This is a genomic window from Micrococcaceae bacterium Sec5.8 (genome assembly GCA_039636775.1).
Taxonomy (GTDB): Bacteria; Actinomycetota; Actinomycetes; order Actinomycetales; family Micrococcaceae; genus Arthrobacter.
This window is the reverse complement of the sequence record CP143429.1, coordinates 3,629,537-3,645,654: the sequence shown is the minus strand read 5'-3', so window position 1 is coordinate 3,645,654 and position 16,118 is coordinate 3,629,537. Positions and strand designations below refer to the sequence as shown.

General features: G+C 66.3%; 16 protein-coding genes and 1 tRNA gene. 9 read left to right on the top strand and 8 right to left on the bottom strand.

Features of this window, described 5'->3' with window-relative positions; translation table 11 throughout:
- Window positions 1-103: 103 nt before the first annotated feature.
- Window positions 104-958, bottom strand: coding sequence for a LysR substrate-binding domain-containing protein (locus VUN84_16855; GenBank protein ID XAS63934.1), 855 nt, complete (start codon window positions 956-958; stop codon window positions 104-106).
- A gap of 176 nt (window positions 959-1,134) precedes the next feature.
- Between VUN84_16855 and VUN84_16850 the strand changes: the two genes are divergently transcribed.
- Window positions 1,135-2,451, top strand: coding sequence for an MFS transporter (locus tag VUN84_16850; GenBank protein XAS65888.1), 1,317 nt, complete (start codon window positions 1,135-1,137; stop codon window positions 2,449-2,451).
- On the opposite strand, the gene VUN84_16845 is transcribed toward VUN84_16850, so the two are convergent.
- Window positions 2,448-3,608: a N(5)-(carboxyethyl)ornithine synthase gene (locus tag VUN84_16845; GenBank protein ID XAS65887.1), complete on the bottom strand. Its 1,161-nt coding sequence runs from the start codon at window positions 3,606-3,608 to the stop codon at window positions 2,448-2,450. The two genes, VUN84_16850 and VUN84_16845, sit on opposite strands and share 4 nt — an antisense overlap.
- Window positions 3,609-3,763: 155 nt before the next feature.
- A tRNA-Gly gene (locus VUN84_16840) sits at window positions 3,764-3,837 on the bottom strand.
- A 64-nt stretch (window positions 3,838-3,901) separates the two neighbouring features.
- Between VUN84_16840 and VUN84_16835 the strand changes: the two genes are divergently transcribed.
- Window positions 3,902-4,054: a hypothetical protein gene (locus tag VUN84_16835; protein XAS63933.1), complete on the top strand. Its 153-nt coding sequence runs from the start codon at window positions 3,902-3,904 to the stop codon at window positions 4,052-4,054.
- On the top strand, window positions 4,048-4,623 hold the full coding sequence (gene dcd, locus VUN84_16830) for a dCTP deaminase (GenBank protein ID XAS63932.1): 576 nt from the start codon (window positions 4,048-4,050) through the stop codon (window positions 4,621-4,623). The genes VUN84_16835 and dcd overlap by 7 nt, the downstream gene beginning before the upstream one ends.
- 55 nt (window positions 4,624-4,678) lie before the next feature.
- On the opposite strand, the gene VUN84_16825 is transcribed toward dcd, so the two are convergent.
- Genes VUN84_16825 through VUN84_16815 form a run of 3 tightly spaced genes read right to left on the bottom strand, consistent with a single transcriptional unit; the run spans window position 4,679 to window position 7,805 of the window.
- Entirely contained in the window at window positions 4,679-5,875 is a 1,197-nt protein-coding gene (locus tag VUN84_16825; protein XAS63931.1) for a cation:proton antiporter, read from the bottom strand.
- A gap of 4 nt (window positions 5,876-5,879) precedes the next feature.
- Window positions 5,880-6,362 carry a cation:proton antiporter regulatory subunit gene (locus VUN84_16820; GenBank protein ID XAS63930.1) on the bottom strand — a complete coding sequence of 161 codons (483 nt, stop codon included), beginning with the start codon at window positions 6,360-6,362 and terminating at the stop codon, window positions 5,880-5,882.
- 39 nt (window positions 6,363-6,401) lie between these two features.
- Window positions 6,402-7,805: an MFS transporter gene (locus tag VUN84_16815; protein XAS63929.1), complete on the bottom strand. Its 1,404-nt coding sequence runs from the start codon at window positions 7,803-7,805 to the stop codon at window positions 6,402-6,404.
- Window positions 7,806-7,956: 151 nt separating this feature from the next.
- Here VUN84_16815 and VUN84_16810 point away from each other — a divergent pair, with 151 nt between their 5' ends.
- From VUN84_16810 to mnhG, 6 genes are read left to right on the top strand one after another with little or no spacing between them, the layout of a single operon-like run.
- The gene (locus tag VUN84_16810) at window positions 7,957-10,992 is read left to right on the top strand and encodes a Na+/H+ antiporter subunit A (protein XAS63928.1); all 3,036 of its coding nucleotides are present in this window, start codon (window positions 7,957-7,959) and stop codon (window positions 10,990-10,992) included.
- The gene (locus tag VUN84_16805; GenBank protein ID XAS63927.1) at window positions 10,989-11,567 is read left to right on the top strand and encodes a Na(+)/H(+) antiporter subunit C; all 579 of its coding nucleotides are present in this window, start codon (window positions 10,989-10,991) and stop codon (window positions 11,565-11,567) included. Before VUN84_16810 ends, VUN84_16805 begins: the two co-directional genes overlap by 4 nt.
- Complete coding sequence (locus VUN84_16800) at window positions 11,564-13,177, top strand: Na+/H+ antiporter subunit D (GenBank protein XAS63926.1); 1,614 nt, start codon at window positions 11,564-11,566, stop codon at window positions 13,175-13,177. The genes VUN84_16805 and VUN84_16800 overlap by 4 nt, the downstream gene beginning before the upstream one ends.
- Window positions 13,174-13,719 carry a Na+/H+ antiporter subunit E gene (locus tag VUN84_16795; GenBank protein XAS63925.1) on the top strand — a complete coding sequence of 182 codons (546 nt, stop codon included), beginning with the start codon at window positions 13,174-13,176 and terminating at the stop codon, window positions 13,717-13,719. The genes VUN84_16800 and VUN84_16795 overlap by 4 nt, the downstream gene beginning before the upstream one ends.
- Entirely contained in the window at window positions 13,716-13,994 is a 279-nt protein-coding gene (locus VUN84_16790) for a monovalent cation/H+ antiporter complex subunit F (protein ID XAS63924.1), read from the top strand. Before VUN84_16795 ends, VUN84_16790 begins: the two co-directional genes overlap by 4 nt.
- On the top strand, window positions 13,984-14,394 hold the full coding sequence (gene mnhG / locus VUN84_16785; GenBank protein XAS63923.1) for a monovalent cation/H(+) antiporter subunit G: 411 nt from the start codon (window positions 13,984-13,986) through the stop codon (window positions 14,392-14,394). The genes VUN84_16790 and mnhG overlap by 11 nt, the downstream gene beginning before the upstream one ends.
- A 31-nt stretch (window positions 14,395-14,425) precedes the next feature.
- Here the strand turns inward: mnhG and VUN84_16780 are convergent, their stop codons facing one another.
- Entirely contained in the window at window positions 14,426-14,689 is a 264-nt protein-coding gene (locus tag VUN84_16780; GenBank protein XAS63922.1) for a DUF4235 domain-containing protein, read from the bottom strand.
- Between the two features lie 118 nt (window positions 14,690-14,807).
- The gene (locus VUN84_16775; protein XAS63921.1) at window positions 14,808-16,118 is read right to left on the bottom strand and encodes an ABC transporter permease; all 1,311 of its coding nucleotides are present in this window, start codon (window positions 16,116-16,118) and stop codon (window positions 14,808-14,810) included.

Genomic DNA, 16,118 nt, shown 5'->3' with positions numbered 1-16,118 from the left:
GCTTGACCTTCAATATGCCTATGATATGCCAGTATCCCCAGTGGATCAATGGTATGCGTAAGTACTCAATCCGCGTAGGTACACAGCAGGTGCGTAGCGCCGCTTAAGTAGCGCGTTTCAGGGTCCTGCCCGCGATGGTCTGGGTCAGGGCCTCGATCACCTCGGCGTTGGCCAGCGGGTTGCGGATCAGCGTGAAATCGACGTCGCCTACCGGGGGAAGGTCGAAGCGCCGGGTGATGGTTTTCAGATCATCCGGCACCAGGGAGGATGGCATGACCGCCACCCCGATTCCAGCCCGCACGGCGGCCAGCACTCCGGAGATCTGCCGCGTGGTGCAGGTGATCCGCCACGTCCGGCCCGTCGACTCCAGCGCGTCGATGGCAAGCTTCCGGCTCAGGCTCGGCGCGGGGTAGGCAATCAAGGGCACGGGGTCGGCCGGGTTGAGAGAGGTCTGCTCCAGGCCCACCCAGGCGAACGAGTCCTGTTGGACCACCGTGCCGCCCTTGGCTCCGGCGACCCACTTGACGAAGATGAGGTCCAGTTGCCCTGCGTTGAGACGTTTGTAGAGCTGCTCGCTTTGCCCCACGGTCAGCTCCAGGTTGATTTCGGGGTAGACCTGCCGGAATTCGCGCAGGATTCTCGGCAGCCCCGTGATCGCGAGATCATCCGCGGTGCCGAAGCGCAGCCGGCCGCGCATGGCGGATCCGGAGAAGTAGCGCGAGGCGGCGTCATGGGCGGCGAGAATGGTGCGGGCGAAACCGGCCATGGCGTCCCCGTTGTCCGTCAGGCGCACATCGCGGGTGTCCCGGGCCACAAGGACCCGTTTTGCCGCCGTTTCGAGCTTGCGCACATGCTGGCTGACCGTCGGCTGCGCCAGCCCCAGCCGGTCTGCGGCCTTGGTGAAACTCAGTGTTTCGGCCACGGCGAGAAAGGACCGCAACTGGGCGGGTTCGAACATGCGGCCTCCTCGGGCGACGGCGCCATTGTATTGCGTTCCGTAATGCGAGTTATGCAGAGAATAAGCTTCCACAATCTGTTGCGGCCAGCTTAGCGTTAACCCATCGCACCCATCCGCTCGTTTGAGGACTTTCCGTGGCACCCCCACCGCCGTTAGAGACCAACGTCGCCGCCGCACTGCCGGACACCAGCACCGCGCCTCTCGCCGTCATCACCCAGCGGCTGCCGTGGCGGCATACCTTCATCTCGCTGAGAGTCCGCAACTTCCGCATCTTTGCGATCGGCCACTTCATCGCTGTGATCGCCCTCTGGATGCAGCGGATCGCCCAGGACTGGCTGGTGCTCGAACTCTCCGGTTCCGTCACCGCCGTCGGATTCACCGTGGCGCTGCAGTTCCTGCCGTCGCTGTTCCTGGGCCCGTGGGCGGGCATGATGGCGGACCGCTTCGCAAAGCGGAAGATCCTGATGCTCTGCCAGTCCGCGGCCGCCGTGCTGGCGGCCATTCTCGCGCTGCTGGCGCTAAGCCAAAGGATCGAGGTCTGGCACGTCTACGCGATTGCCCTGGCCCTGGGCCTGGTCACCGTGCTGGACCAGCCGGCGCGGCAGGTCTTCGTCAACGAACTCGTAGGCCCGGCGTACCTCCGGAACGCCATCAGCGTCAATTCCACGACGTTCCAGCTCGGCGGCCTGATTGGTCCGGCCCTCGCCGGGCTGCTGCTCACCGCGGTGGGGGCAGGCTGGGCGTTCGCCGCCAACGCGGTCGCCTGCTGCTCCACGGTCGCGATGCTGCTAACGCTGCGGAAGGATCAGTTGCACATCAGTGCCCCCGCCTCCAAACGCAAGGGCATGCTGCGGGAGGGTCTGGATTACGCGCTGAGCAAACCCACGATTTACTGGCCGTGGCTGATGGCCGGCTTTATCGCGGTGTTCGCGATGAGCCTGCCGGTGCTGCTGGCCGCTTTCGCGGATCACGTGTACGACGTCGGCGCCGCGGGCTACGGGATGCTCAACGCGCTGGTGGCCCTCGGCGCCCTTGCCGGCGCCGTCACGTCCGCCCGCCGGCGGCATCTGCGGTTGCGTTCGGTGGTGCTGGGAGCAGGAATGTACGGGCTTATGCTCTGTCTGGCCGGGGCGGCGCCCTCCATGGCGTGGTTCGGGGCGGCAATGGTGCTGGCAGGATTTTGGTGCCTGATGTTCCTGACCGCGGCCAACCAGCTGGTCCAGATCAGTTCCAACCTGGCCATCCGCGGCCGCGTCATGAGCCTCTACATCATGGTGCTGATCGGCGGCCAGGCAATTGGCGGGCCGATGATCGGCTGGCTGGCCGAGCACGTGAATCCGTCCACGGCCATCCTGGTGTCCGGCGGGGTCCCGGCGCTCGCCGCTGCGACCGTCGCCGTCGTGCTGGCCCGCCGCGGCCAGCTGAAACTGAAAGTGGATCTCAAGGACCGCCGACGGATCGTGAAGATTGTCCGCCGGGAAGCCGGCCGCTAGCCTGCCAGCGGCGTGTGCGGGTGCTCCGTCCCGCGCTGCTGGAATTGCAGCACGTCCGGATTGAGGACGACGCCGTCGCGGATTTCGATGGCGCGGCGGATGGTCTCGTTGCCGGCCCAGGCCTCGGGGCCGGCAACCACGGTCTCCAGGAACGGCAGCAGGGCCTCGCTGATTTCCCAGCTGGCGGAGTTCCACAGGTAGGACGGGCTGTGGTCCACCGCGTAGTAGTTGATGTGGTCGCCGACTGTGAACATGGGGTCGGTGAAGGTGGTGGTCTTCGCCCAGCTAAAGCCCATTCCCTCGTCGCAGGATACGTCCACGATCAGGCTGCCGGGACTGAACGCGCCAAGGTCCTCCGTGCGCAGATAGGTCAGCGGTGCGTTCGGGTCCTGCAAGGTGCAGTTGACCACGATGTCGCTCTCGGCCAGGAACGGCGCAAGCGGCACCCGGCCGCGCCCGGTGATGACCTCGCTGAGGAAGGGCGCCTCGTTGTCGTGGTCCAGCTGGGCGATCCGGACGGAATGGATCGGGGAGCCCACCGCGGCTACCCCGCGGTTGGTCAGGACCTGGACGTCGTGGACACCATGGGCGTTCAAGGCCGTCACGGCACCACGGGCCGTAGCACCGAAGCCGATGACGACGGCGCTGGGCCGGCGGCCGTAGTCCCCGGTGGAACCTGTCAGCGCCAGGGCGTGCAGCACCGAACAGTAACCGGCGAGTTCGTTGTTCTTGTGGAACACGTGCAGGCCGAAGCCGCCGTCGCTCGCCCAGTGGTTCATCGCCTCAAACGCGATCAGGGTGAGCTTCTTGTCGATCGCCAGCTGTGTGATGGCCCGGTCCTGGACGCAATGCGGCCAGCCCCAGAGGATCTGCCCGTCCCGCAATTCGGCGAGGTCCTCGGGTTGCGGCTTGGGCAGCAGGACGACGTCGGCCTCCGCCAGCAGCTGGGCACGAGGGAGGATGCGTCCCACCATCGGCGCAAGATGGGCGTCCGAGACGCCGAACCGTTCGCCATAGCCCTCCTCAACGATCAGCTGCTGTCGGAGTGCCGGGGCGATCCGGTCCAGGTGGCGGGGGTGGATCGGAAGGCGCCGCTCGTTGGGCTTCCGCGTGGTGCCCAGGACCCCGAGGGTGAGAAGGCTTGAGGGGCCGTTCACTTTTTCCTGGGACTCCGTTTGACGGGGGGATGTGTCAGCCATGATCGCTCCTGTACCGGAACCGGAAAGTTCCTGACTTTGAACGATACAGGTTGCGGCCTAACAGCCGGCAGGTGCCGCGGAAAAGGGCTTTTGCGCAGGTTCCTGCGGGGGATTGGAGCGGCTGACGGGAATCGAACCCGCGTATCAAGCTTGGGAAGCTAGCGCTCTACCATTGAGCTACAGCCGCAAGGGGGTGGCCTGGAACCGCTGGCCGGGCCCCGGCGAACAACGAGATTTACCTTACCCCAGCCGTGGACGTTCTGCCGAACAACGCTCCGGACGGCCCGGCTGCCCTGCGGCTCTTGCTCAGCACCCAGGACGCTGCCGGGAGCGCCGGCAGGGCTGTAACACTGGTCCTGAGCCTGACGGGGGACGGTGAGTACGGTAATTTGAGACTGTGCTGATCTCTGACCGCGACATTCGTCTCGAAATCAATTCCCAACGGATCGTCCTGGAGCCTTTCGACCCTGCCATGGTGCAGCCCTCATCGGTTGACGTGCGGATCGACAAATTCTTCCGGCTCTTCGACAACCACAAATATGCCCACATCGATCCGGCGGAAGAGCAGCCTGACCTGACCCGCCTCGTCGAGGTCGAGCAGGGCGAGCCGTTCATCCTCCACCCGGGAGAGTTCGTGCTGGGCTCGACCTACGAAACCGTGACCCTCCCGGACGACATCGCGGCCCGGCTGGAGGGCAAGTCCTCGCTGGGACGGCTGGGCTTGCTCACGCACTCAACGGCGGGATTCATCGATCCCGGGTTCTCCGGCCATGTGACACTGGAGTTGTCCAACATGGCAACACTGCCGATCAAGCTGTGGCCGGGGATGAAGATCGGCCAGCTGTGCTTCTTCCGGCTCACCTCGGCCGCCGAGCACCCGTACGGCTCAGGCGAGTACGGTAACCGCTACCAGGGCCAGCGCGGCCCAACAGCGAGCCGGAGCCACTTGAACTTCCACCGCACGGAAATCTAGGCCCCCAGAGCAGGACGGCGGCAGGGCGCGCCCGGATCCTTCCCGGGCGGTGCCGCTATATTCCGTCTGCCGTTCGTACCCGGGGCGGTTTCGCCGGCCGGCGAAGCATCGCCACGACCGGTTCCACGAACCTGGCGGCGAGCGGCCCGGTCACGGCCATGATCAGCACGTAGGCGGTGGCAAGGGCCGCGAGTTCCTTGGGCACCACGCCGGAGGCGACGGCGAGGCCGGCAATGACGATCGAGAATTCTCCGCGTGCGATCAGCGCGGCGCCGGCGCGGAACCGCCCCGGCAGGCCGATCCCGGCGCGCTTGGCCGCCCAGATCCCCGTGACCATCTTCGTGGCCGCTGTGACGAGGGCCAGCAGCAGCGCCCAGCCGAGCACCGGCGGGATGGTGGTGGGGTCGGTGTTGAGGCCAAAGACCACAAAGAAGATGGCCGCGAAGAGGTCCCGCAACGGTTCCAGCATGCGGGTGGCGCTGTGCGCTGTGGCACCGGAGATGGCGATACCGAGCATGAAGGCGCCCACCGCCGCTGAAACCTGCATGGCCGCCGCCAGCCCGGCTACGAGCAGGGCGGCGCCGAGCAGATTGAGCAGGAACACCTCGGAGTTTTCGCTGTGCACGGCCTTGGACACGTGGTGCCCGTGCCGCAATGCCACGAGCAACACCACGGTGACGACGGCGAGCGAAATCCCCACGGTCTGCAGCCCGGCGACGAAACTGACGCCGGCCAGGGTGGCCGTCAGGATCGGCAGGTAGATAGCCATGGCCAGATCCTCAAACACGAGGATCGAGAGCACCACCGGGGTTTCGCGGTTACCGATCCGCCCCAGGTCGGTGATCACCTTGGCCGCGATTCCGGAAGAGGAGATGTACGTGACACCGCCCATCACCATCGCCCCGACAACGCCCCAGCCCAGCAGGGCCGCGAGCAGGGCGCCGGGCAGGAAGTTCAGCACGAGGTCCAGGACGCCGGCCTGCCAGGAGCGCCGCAATCCCGTCACCAGCTCGGCCGCCGTGTATTCCAATCCCAGCATCAGCAGGAGGAGAATGACGCCGATTTCGCTGGAAAGATGCGCAAACTCGTGCATGCCTTCGAGTTTGACCAGGCCGCCCGCGCCGAAGAACAACCCGCCGATGAGGTACAGCGGAATGGGGGACATGCCGATCCGCCCGGCCAGCCTGGCCAGCAGGCCGAGGCAGAACACGACGGCCCCGAGTTCGATCAGGGTCAGTGCGAGCGGATCCATGCCGTCAGCCGTTGCGCAGGATGCCGGCCGCCGCGTCCAGGCCTTCTTGCGTACCCACTGCTACGAGGAGATCGCCGGGGTGCAGGACGACGTCCGGTCCCGGCGAGGGGAGCACCTCCCCTTCGCGCATGATGGCGACGATGGAGGCGCCGCTGCGGGTCCTGATGGCCGCTTTGCCCATCGGCTGGTGGGAGAACGGGGAGCCGGCGGCGATGGAAAACTGGCGGGTGACGATGCCGGGAACTTCGCGGTGGGCCTCGGAGAGTTGCATGGCCAGCCGCTGGCCGCCGAGCAGGTTCCCCAGGGCGGCGGCTTCGTCGGCCGTCAGCGGAATGGACGCCTGGCAGGTGTCCGGATCGTCCCAGGTCGAAACGATCAATTCGGTTTGACCCTCGCGGTACTCCACGACGCCGATCCGGCGCCCGGAGGCGGTCATGAAGTCCTTGCGCCGGCCCAGTCCCGGGAGGTCTGTCTCATCCACGTTCATTCCTCCAGCCTAGTGCGCTGCCGGGGAATCCGGGCAGCGTCAGGCTGCAGGTACGACGGCGATGCCGGCCTTCCCCGGTGCTTTGACCGGGAGCAGCAACAGCAGCCCCGCCAGGAGCACCACCATGATGCCGAGGATGCCCCAACGCTGGGCGCCGCCCGGTTCCACGAGCGGGGCGGCCACCGCGATGCACAGCGTGAAAAGTGCCGGGGCGAGGAAGCTGACGGCACGGCCCGTGGTGGCGTAGAGGCCGAACAGTTCGCCGGACTCCCCGTGCGGGGCGAGCCGGGCCAGGTAGGCCCGCGAGGATGATTGCGCCGGCCCCACAAACAGGCACAGGAACAGGCCGAAGACCCAAAAGGTCGTGGTGCCGGCCCAGTGCATGCCGAAGAAGGAATAGTTCCCGTTGCCGAGGACCAGGATCATCGTGCCTGCGGCCAGCAGGCCCACCAGCGACCCGGCAATGACCGTCTTGGGCCCGACCCGGTCATCGAGGAAGCCGCCGGCAATGGCGCCCGCCGCGGCGACCACATTTCCAAAGATGGCGAAGAAGATGACCTCCTTGAGCTCAAAGCCAAACGTGCCGGCGGCGATGATGCCGCCGAACGTGAACACCGCAGCCAGCCCGTCGCGGAACACGGCACTGGCGAGCAGGAAGTAGATGGTGTGCGGGCTGGTCCGGTAAATCGCCGCGATCCGCCGCGCCAGCAGGCCATAGGACGCGAAGAACCCCAGGCCGGCCCCCTGCCGTGTCCGGGGAAGTTCCGGGACGGCGAAGAGCACGGGCAGCGCGAACACGAAGAACCACAGCGCCGAAAACACCGCGACCAGGCGGATGTTCAGGCTGTCCTCCGTGGAGCCGCCAAACCACTCGAAGCTCGGCTGGACAAAGAGTTGAAGCACGATCAGCAGCGCCACGATGCCACCGAGGTATCCCATGCCCCAGCCGAACCCGCTGACCTTGCCGATATTCTGCGGGGTGGAGATTTGGGCGAGCATGGCGTTGTAGTTCACCCCGGCAAATTCGAAGAAGACGTTGCCCAGCGCGATCAGGGTGACGCCGAGCAACAGGAATTCCGGGCGCGGGAAGACGAAGAAGCACAGGGCGGTCAGGAGGGCGACGGCGGCAGTGTTCACTCCCAACCAGAGCTTCCGGCGCCCCCCGGTATCCGATCGCTGCCCCGTGACAGGTGCCAGCAGCGCGATGGCGGCGCCGGCGATGGCCAGCGCCCCGCCCAGAACGGCAGACGCCTGGTCCTCGCCGCCGAAGGCTTTGGAGGTCAGGTAGACCGTGAACACAAATGTGGTCATGACGGCGTTGAACGCGGCAGAGCCCCAGTCCCAGGCGGCCCACGCGAGAATGCGGCCCTTCTGCGAGGCCTGGGGGCCGGATTCCAGTTCCGACGCGGGACGCATGGCCTCGGGGGCGGCAGCGGAGTTCATAGCGGAAATGTTAGCCCCCGTTCACGGGGAACCGGCCGCACCAGGGAAAAGAATTTGTCAACGCTTGGTAAACTGTTCGCACTGAACCTAACGAATGCGCCGCCTGCTCCAGCTTATTGACAATTGAACCCCTGACGTTGCGGAGATACCAGTGATCACAGTCCTTGCCGTGCACTTTGCGGTGGCTGTTGTGGCGCCAGTGCTCTTCCACCGGTTCGGTCGAAACGCATTTTACGTTCTCGCGGCGGTGCCCGCCGGCTCGTTCGTCTGGCTGGTCATGCAGCACGGCGCCGTCTATGCAGCCGGCTCCGGCGGCCCCCGGGCCGGGGGTTCAGGCGCCGGCATGGCCGACGTCCTGCCCTGGATCCCCGAACTGAAGATCGAGCTCGCCTTCCGCATGGATGCCCTTGCCTGGGTCCTGTCCCTGCTGGTCCTGGGCGTCGGCGCGCTGGTGCTGGTCTACTGTGCCCGGTACTTCAAGGATAAGGACGACTTCCTCGGCGGGTTCGGCGCGCAGTTGCTGGCTTTCGCCGGGGTGATGTTCGGCCTGGTGACGGCGGATGACCTGCTCCTGCTCTTCATCTTCTGGGAGCTGACCACGGTCCTGTCCTATCTGCTGATCGGGTACGCCCGGACCCGGCTCGCGGCGCGGCGGTCCGCCCTGCAGGCCCTCATCGTCACCACCGCCGGTGGACTGGCCATGCTGGTGGGCCTGATCATCCTCGGCTTCACTGCAGGGACCTACCGGATCTCGGCCATTCTCGAACTGGCGCCCACCCTCGTCACCGGACCCGCCGCGGGGGCAGTAGCCGGCGCCGTCGTGCTCATTCTGGTGGGTGCGATCACCAAATCCGCGCTCGTCCCGTTCCACTTCTGGCTCCCGGGCGCCATGGCGGCGCCCACCCCGGTGAGCGCCTACCTGCACGCCGCGGCCATGGTGAAGGCCGGCATCTACCTGGTGGCGAGGCTCGCGCCGGGATTCGCGGAAACGACCTTCTGGCTGCCGGTGGTGCTGGGCCTTGGCCTGGCCACCATGCTTGTGGGCGGATACCGGGCGCTGCGGCAGACCGACATTAAGCTGATCCTGGCCTACGGCACGGTCAGCCAGCTCGGCTTCCTGACCATGGTCGTCGGACTCGGCGAGCCCGACGCCGCCCTCGCCGGCCTCGGGCTGCTGCTCGCCCACGGGCTGTTCAAAGCCACCCTCTTCCTGGTGGTGGGCATCATCGACCACCAGGCCGGCACCCGGGACATCCGCAAGCTCTCGGGTGTGTTCCGTTCCTCCCGTGCCCTCGCAATCGTGGCCGCCATCGGCGCTGCCTCAATGGCCGGGATTCCGCCCCTGGCCGGGTTCGTGGCCAAGGAATCGGTCTTCGAAGCTTTCGTCCACCACGGCTCCGGCGCCGGACCGTGGGGGATGGTGGTCCTCGTCGGCCTGGTCCTTGGCTCCATCCTGACATTCGCTTACAGCGCCCGGTTCATGTGGGGCGCCTTCGCCGTCAAATCCGGCGTGGGGACGACACCCTTTAAACCGATCAAGCCGGCGTTCCTCGCAGCCCCCGCCCTTCTGAGCGTGCTGACGATCGTGTACGGGCTGTGGCCGGCTCCGGTGGACGGCTGGATCCAGCCGTACGCGGCGCTGTTTGTGCCCGACGGCGAAGACCCGGCCGCCGCCGCCGGCCACCTGGCCCTCTGGCACGGCGTGACCCCGGTGCTTGGCCTGACCGCCATCACCTTCGCCCTCGGCCTGGCCATGTACTACGGCCGTCACGCCGTCGGACGCCTCCAGGCCCGGGTCCCCGGGTGGATTGACGGCGACCGCGGATACCAGCTGACCATCGGCGCCCTGGATGACGCCGCGGTCTGGATTACCGGCCGGACCCAGCGCGGCTCGCTGTTCTTCTACCTGTCCGTCATCCTGACCGTGGCGTTCGTCCTTCCGCTCACGGCGCTGGTACTGGCCAATAAGCCGCTGCCGGAGGACCTCTACTTCATCGACCCCCACTCTCCGCTGCAGATCGTCGTCGGCGCGGGAATCATCATCGGGGCGCTGGCCGCGGTGCGCGCCAACAAGCGGTTCCTGGCCGTCCTGATGGTGTCTGTCACCGGCTACGGCATCGCCCTGATGTTCGCCTTGCAGGGCGCCCCGGACCTTGCACTGACCCAGATGCTCGTGGAATCCATCATCCTGGTGGCCTTCGTCCTGGCCATGCGCAGCCTCCCGGCGGAACTGCGTGACCGGACCGGCGGGAAATACCGGGTGGTCCGAGTCATCATTGGCGCCGCCTTCGGAGTCACCATGGTGTTTGTCGCCATCTACGCCCTTGGCGCGCGGGTGGCCGCGCCGGTATCGCTGGAGTTCCCGAAGCTGGCGTACGAGGGCGGCGGCGGCCTGAACATCGTCAACGTGACACTGGTCGACATCCGCGCGTGGGACACGTTTGGGGAGATCGCGGTGTTGGCCCTCGCGGCCACCGGTGTGGCCAGCCTGATCTTCGTCAAGAGCCGGGGCGAGGGAATCCGCGCCGCCTCCACTGTTGCCGAGGGTTCCGTGGGCCGCCGCAGCCCCGGCGCCGGACGCGGAAACACCCGCGACGACGCCGCGCTGGCCATGAGCCGCCGCTTCGCCGCCTCCGGCCGTGACGCCTGGCTGGTGGCCGGCCGGACCCTGGCGCCGGAACGCCGCTCGATCATCTTTGAAGTCGTCACACGGCTGGTCTTCCACTCGATCATCGTTTTCTCCATCTACCTGCTGCTCGCCGGGCACAACTTCCCCGGCGGCGGCTTCGCCGGCGGCCTGACTGCCGGACTGGCGCTCACCGTCCGATACCTCGCGGGCGGGCGTTTCGAGTTACGGGAAGCCTCGCCGATCAGCGCCGGCACCCTGCTGGGCGTCGGGCTGGCCACCGCAGCGGTGTCCGGCCTGGTGCCCCTGCTGCTGGGTGGCCAGGTGTTCCAGACCGCCATCATCGAGTTCTGGCTCCCGGTCTTTGGTGACGTCAAGTTTGTCACCTCCACAATCTTCGACATCGGCGTGTACACGGTGGTCGTCGGCCTGGTGCTGGATGTGCTGCGCAGCCTCGGAGCCGAAATCGACGAACACTTCGAGGAAGAGGCCGGGGAACACCCCGGCGATCCTGAGCCCGCCGGAGTTCCGGCCGAGATCACCGTCAAGGGGAAAGCATGAGCGTCAACCTGACCCTGCTCGTGGTTATGGGGGCCCTGTACGCGTGCGGCATCTACCTCCTGCTCGAACGGAGCCTCACCCGGGTCCTGCTGGGCCTGATGCTTCTGACGAACGCCACCAACCTGCTGATTTTGACCACCGGCGGCTACGCCGGCCTCGCGCCCATGTTCAGCAAGGACACCCCGGCCGCAGCGTACAACGATCCCCTGCCGCAGGCCCTGATCCTCACCTCGATTGTCATCTCCTTCGCGGTCACAGCGTTCATGCTGGGCATCATTTACCGGACCTGGGTCCTGGCCCGCGAGGACGAAATCCAGGACGACGCCGAGGACCGCCGCGTGGCGCGGACCCCCAGCTTCGACATCGAGGACGATTCCGTGGTCCCGGTGGAGACTTCCGAGTTCCCACTGACCATGGTCGGTACGGACGGCCAAGCGGTCTCCGATATTCCCGCCGGGGCGTCGGCCATCGTTGAGGTCGCTGACCGCACGCTGGACGCCCATGCGGCCGCCGCGGAGGAACAGCCGGGATCCTTGAACGTCATACCGCCTAACAAGGAAGGAGGCGGACAGTGAACATTGCCAGCTTCGCCCCGCTCGCCGTCCTTCTTCCCATCCTCGGTGCCGCCCTGACCTTCCTGCTGATCCGGCACTCACGGGCGCAACGGACCGTAAGCATCGCACTCCTGTCCATGACGCTGCTGCTTGAATGCTGGCTGCTGGCCGCCGTCTGGGACGGCGGAACGGCGGCTGTCACCCTCGGCGGCTGGCTTCCGCCCTGGGGCATCGTGATGGTGGTGGACCAGTTCTCCTCGCTGATGCTGGTGGTGTCCTCCGCCGTCAGCCTCGCGGTGCTGATCTACGCCACCGGGCAGGGCATGGCAGACGGCGACCGGGACGCGCCCGTCTCGATCTTCCACCCCACCTACCTGATCCTGGTGGCCGGGGTGTCCAACGCCTTCCTCTCCGGGGACCTGTTCAACCTGTACGTCGGGTTCGAAATCCTCCTGACAGCCAGTTACGTGCTGATGACCCTCGGCGGAACGGGACCGCGGGTCCGTGCCGGCGTGACCTACCTCGTGGTTTCCGTGGTGTCCTCTGTGCTGTTCCTGATGGCGATTGCGATGATCTATGGAGCCACCGGCACCATCAACATGGCCGATCTCGCCATTAAGCTCGCGGACCTGGACCAGGGAACGCAGAACCTGCTGCACGTGATGCTGCTGGTCGCCTTCGGCATCAAGGCGGCCGTGTTTCCGCTGTCCTTCTGGCTCCCGGACTCCTACCCGACAGCACCGGCCCCGGTCACGGCGGTGTTCGCCGGCCTGCTCACCAAGGTGGGTGTCTACGCCATTGTCCGCACGGAAACCCTGCTCTTTCCCGGGGACACTTTCAACGGGCCGCTGATGGTCGCCGCCTTGCTGACCATGATCGTGGGAATCCTGGGAGCACTGGCCCAAAGTGATATCAAGCGATTGTTGTCCTTCACCCTTGTCAGCCATATCGGGTACATGGTGTTCGGCCTTGCGATGTCCTCTGTGGCCGGACTGGGCGCGGCGGTCTTCTACGTGGCCCACCACATCACCATCCAGACCAGCCTCTTCTTGGTGACTGGCCTGATCGAACGCCGTGGCGGCAGCTCCTCGGTGGACCGTGTTGCCGGGCTCGCCAAGCTGTCCCCGCTGCTGGCCATACTGTTCTTCCTCCCGGCCATGAACCTGGCCGGGATCCCGCCGTTCTCGGGCTTCCTGGGCAAGCTGGGGCTGCTGCAGGCCGGCGTGCAGCTGGGAACCCCGCTGGCCTACGCCCTGGTGATTGGCGGGGTTCTCACCAGCCTGCTGACCCTGCTGGCCATCGCCAGGGTCTGGAACCGCGCGTTCTGGCGCAAGCCCGAGGACGCCGAGCACCCCGATCCGGTCCTGCTGGCCGCCGCCTCCGATTCCGCTACCGGGGACCGGGCAGGAAAAACCAATGTCACCCTGCTGCCGCGGACCATGGTGGGGTCCACCTTGGGCCTGGTGATCTTCGGAGTGGCACTGACAGTCTTCGCGGGCCCCTTGTTCAAGGTGGCAGACCAGTCGGCCTTCGACATGCTGGACCGGACCCCGTACATCCATGCAGTCCTCGGTGGGGATGCGCCGGTTCCGGCGATCTCCCAGCCCGAGCAGCGGGAGGGAGGGAGATGAGCCGGAAGCGGATCTCCCTGCGGCAGGAACTTCCCCTGCTCGTCTGGCTTGTGGTGGTCTGGGGCGCCCTCTGGCGGGACTTCAGCCCCGGTAACCTGCTCTTCGGTGCGCTGATAGCAGTTCTTGTGGCCCGGTTGTTTTACCTGCCGCCGGTGGAACTCGGAGGACGTTTCAATGTGCTCCGGGCTGTTCCGTTCGCCGTGATGTTCCTGCTCAAAGTGGTGGCAGCGAGCTTCCAGGTCCTCTACCTGGCCGCGGTCAAAGGACCCAAAGTCATCAGCGCCGTCGTCGCCGTTCCCCTCCGCAGCCACTCGGACCTGCTGGTCACCGCCACCGGTCACGTCACGGCGCTGATCCCCGGCTCGCTGGTAGTGGAGGTGGACCGATCCACGTCCACGCTGTATATCCACGGCATCAACGTGCGCAACGCGGACGACGCCGCCCAGCTGCGCAAGGACGTCCGCGACACGGAGGCGGGGCTGATCAGGATCATGGGCACCAAGGCCGAACTGTCGGCACTGAACCAGGAGGTGGGCGCATGATGGAACTCGTCCTGGCCGTGACCGCGGTGGTGCTGTCGCTGGCCGCCGGAGGAGCGATCATCCGGATCGCGCGGGGCCCGTCGCTGCTGGACCGGGTGCTCGCCGCGGACGTGCTGCTGGCCATCGTCGGCGCCGCCCTGTGCATTGACATGGCCGTGAACCGGCACCTCAACAACCTCATGCTGCTGGTGGCGGTGTCCCTCATCGGGTTCGTCGGCTCCGTAACAGTTGCCCGCTTTGTGGCCGACCGGCGGGAGAAAACGCGTGAATCCTGAGTCGTTTTCCGGTGACACCGTGATCGACGCCGTTTCAGCAGTCTTTCTGCTGGTCGGGGCCCTGATGTCGCTCGCGGCGGCCGTAGGCCTGCTCCGCTTCCCGGACCTGATGAGCAGGATGCACGCGGCCACCAAGCCCCAGGTGCTGGGACTGTTCCTGCTGCTGTCCGCGCTGGGCCTGCAAATGCGCACCTGGTGGGTGTGGCCCGTGCTGGTGGTGGCCTGGATCTTCCAGCTGCTCACCGTGCCGGTATCGGCCCATATGGTGGGCCGGGCCGGCTACCGGACAAAGCACCTGCATCCTGAGCTGCTCAGCACGGATGAACTGGAGGCCGTGGTGCAGCAGGCGGCCGGCAAGCGCGGCTTCACCGACGACGCCGGCGGGCCCGCTGCTGGATGATGCGCCCTAGACCAGTCGCCTAAACCAGTTCCTAAACCAGTTCCTGGGTCTTGGCGAAGCGGGTCACCGCGCGCTGGGTGCCTCGGTTGGCGAGGACCTGGATGATGGCGCTGACAGACGCGGAGATCAGGGCGAAGGTCAGGGCGGAGCGCAGGGTGGTGGGAACGTCGTCGTCGTGGCCCTTGGGCGGCTTGTTGCCCGTGGACTTCTCCCAGACCGTGTCAACGAGTTTGGTGCCGACAAAGCCGGCGAGCAGGCTGATGCCGGTGCCGAGCAGTTTGATAAAAATGTTCATTCTTCGCAACTCCTAGCGGGAGGAAACAGGGCTTCCCCTAGCCTAGCGTTCCCCGCCCCGCGCTCCAGACAGGGCAGTCCGTGGTGCGGGAACGCCGCCGGGGTGCCCCTTCCGGCGGCTATTTCCCGGCGGGGGTGGTGCGTTTGCGGAAGGTTCCGGCGATGGAAAGTTTGCTTGAGTACTGGATGGACCCGTACCGGAAGAGGTGGACGGCGAGGCGAAGGATGAGGAATCCGGTCAGGAACAGCTCGACGATGATGATCGTGGACTCGAGCGGGCTGAGGGTGCCGAAGCTGTTCCGGAGCAGGCCCGTGACGGGGGCGGAAAGCGGGAAGTAGGTGAAGATCTGCACGATGGGCGCGCGCGGATCGGAGATGATCAGGCTGATCGCATAGAACGGCACGAAGATCAGGGCCATCAGGGGCCCGAAGATGGTGCCTCCGTCTTTGGCGGTCGGCATGATGGCCCCGATGGCGACCAGGACTCCGGTGAAGACCATGAAGCCTCCGATGAGCAGCAGCGCGCCGACGATCATGGTCCCCGGGTTGAACGTGATGCTCGACAGGTCAAGATCGGGGATGGCCAGCTTGTCCCGGAAGTAAAGGAACCCAACGGCGATCGGCGTCAGGAAGACCAGGATCTGGACGACTCCGACCATGAAGAGGGCAATGACTTTGCCGATGATCAGGGTGGTGGGGTTCAGCGTGGTCAGGATCATCTCGGTGACGCGGTTCTCCTTTTCCTCCAGGGTGGAGTTGAGCATCTGGTTGGAGAGCAGAATGATCGAGACGTAGAAGATCAGCAGGAACATCAGCGGCGGTAGCGCTGAGCCGAAGCCGCCCGTCGGCTGACCGTCCTTGAAGGTGACGGCTTCGGTTTTGACGTTTCCGCTGGCCGCGGCAATCAGCTGCGGGGAGCCCACCTGGGCCTGCGCCGACGCGGCAAGCAGCTGTTTGGCGACGGCGTCGTACTTGCCGTTCTCGAAGATCCCTTTGTCGGCTCCGTAGACCTTCACCGGTTGCGCCGCGGGCTCGGCGGGGTAGACGAAGTACGCGTCCGTCACCCCGGCTTTCACGTCCTCCAGGGCGCGGGCGGGGTCCTCGGCCGGTCTGCCGCCCATGGCCGCGGCGACGTCCGCGCTGACGAGGGCGGAACTATCGGTGTAGGTGAAGGCCACGGCGGCGGTCTTCTGGGCGTCGGCGCTGGCCGCGGTGGAGGAGTTGCTCAAATAGATGAGCGCGAACACGACAGCCATCACCACCGGGATCGACAGGGTGGCGATCCAGAAGGCGCGCTTTTTCATGGTGCGGGTGAACTCGAAGTCCACCACCGTGCGAAGGTTATGCCGGGCAAAGGGCCGCTTGGGCGGGACCGGCGTCGGCGCCGCCGGGGCAGGGGACGGACGCTGGGTGGATGTTTGGTGGGCCAC

What these genes read in the sequence shown, in the direction of transcription:
- VUN84_16795 (XAS63925.1), top strand. Translation starts at nt 13,174, where the DNA reads ATGAGCCGGAAGCGGATCTCCCTGCGGCAGGAACTTCCCCTGCTCGTC.
- VUN84_16780 (XAS63922.1), bottom strand. Translation starts at nt 14,689, where the DNA reads ATGAACATTTTTATCAAACTGCTCGGCACCGGCATCAGCCTGCTCGCC.
- VUN84_16820 (XAS63930.1), bottom strand. Translation starts at nt 6,362, where the DNA reads ATGAACGTGGATGAGACAGACCTCCCGGGACTGGGCCGGCGCAAGGAC.
- VUN84_16815 (XAS63929.1), bottom strand. Translation starts at nt 7,805, where the DNA reads ATGAACTCCGCTGCCGCCCCCGAGGCCATGCGTCCCGCGTCGGAACTG.
- VUN84_16790 (XAS63924.1), top strand. Translation starts at nt 13,716, where the DNA reads ATGATGGAACTCGTCCTGGCCGTGACCGCGGTGGTGCTGTCGCTGGCC.
- VUN84_16825 (XAS63931.1), bottom strand. Translation starts at nt 5,875, where the DNA reads ATGGATCCGCTCGCACTGACCCTGATCGAACTCGGGGCCGTCGTGTTC.
- VUN84_16805 (XAS63927.1), top strand. Translation starts at nt 10,989, where the DNA reads ATGAGCGTCAACCTGACCCTGCTCGTGGTTATGGGGGCCCTGTACGCG.
- VUN84_16855 (XAS63934.1), bottom strand. Translation starts at nt 958, where the DNA reads ATGTTCGAACCCGCCCAGTTGCGGTCCTTTCTCGCCGTGGCCGAAACA.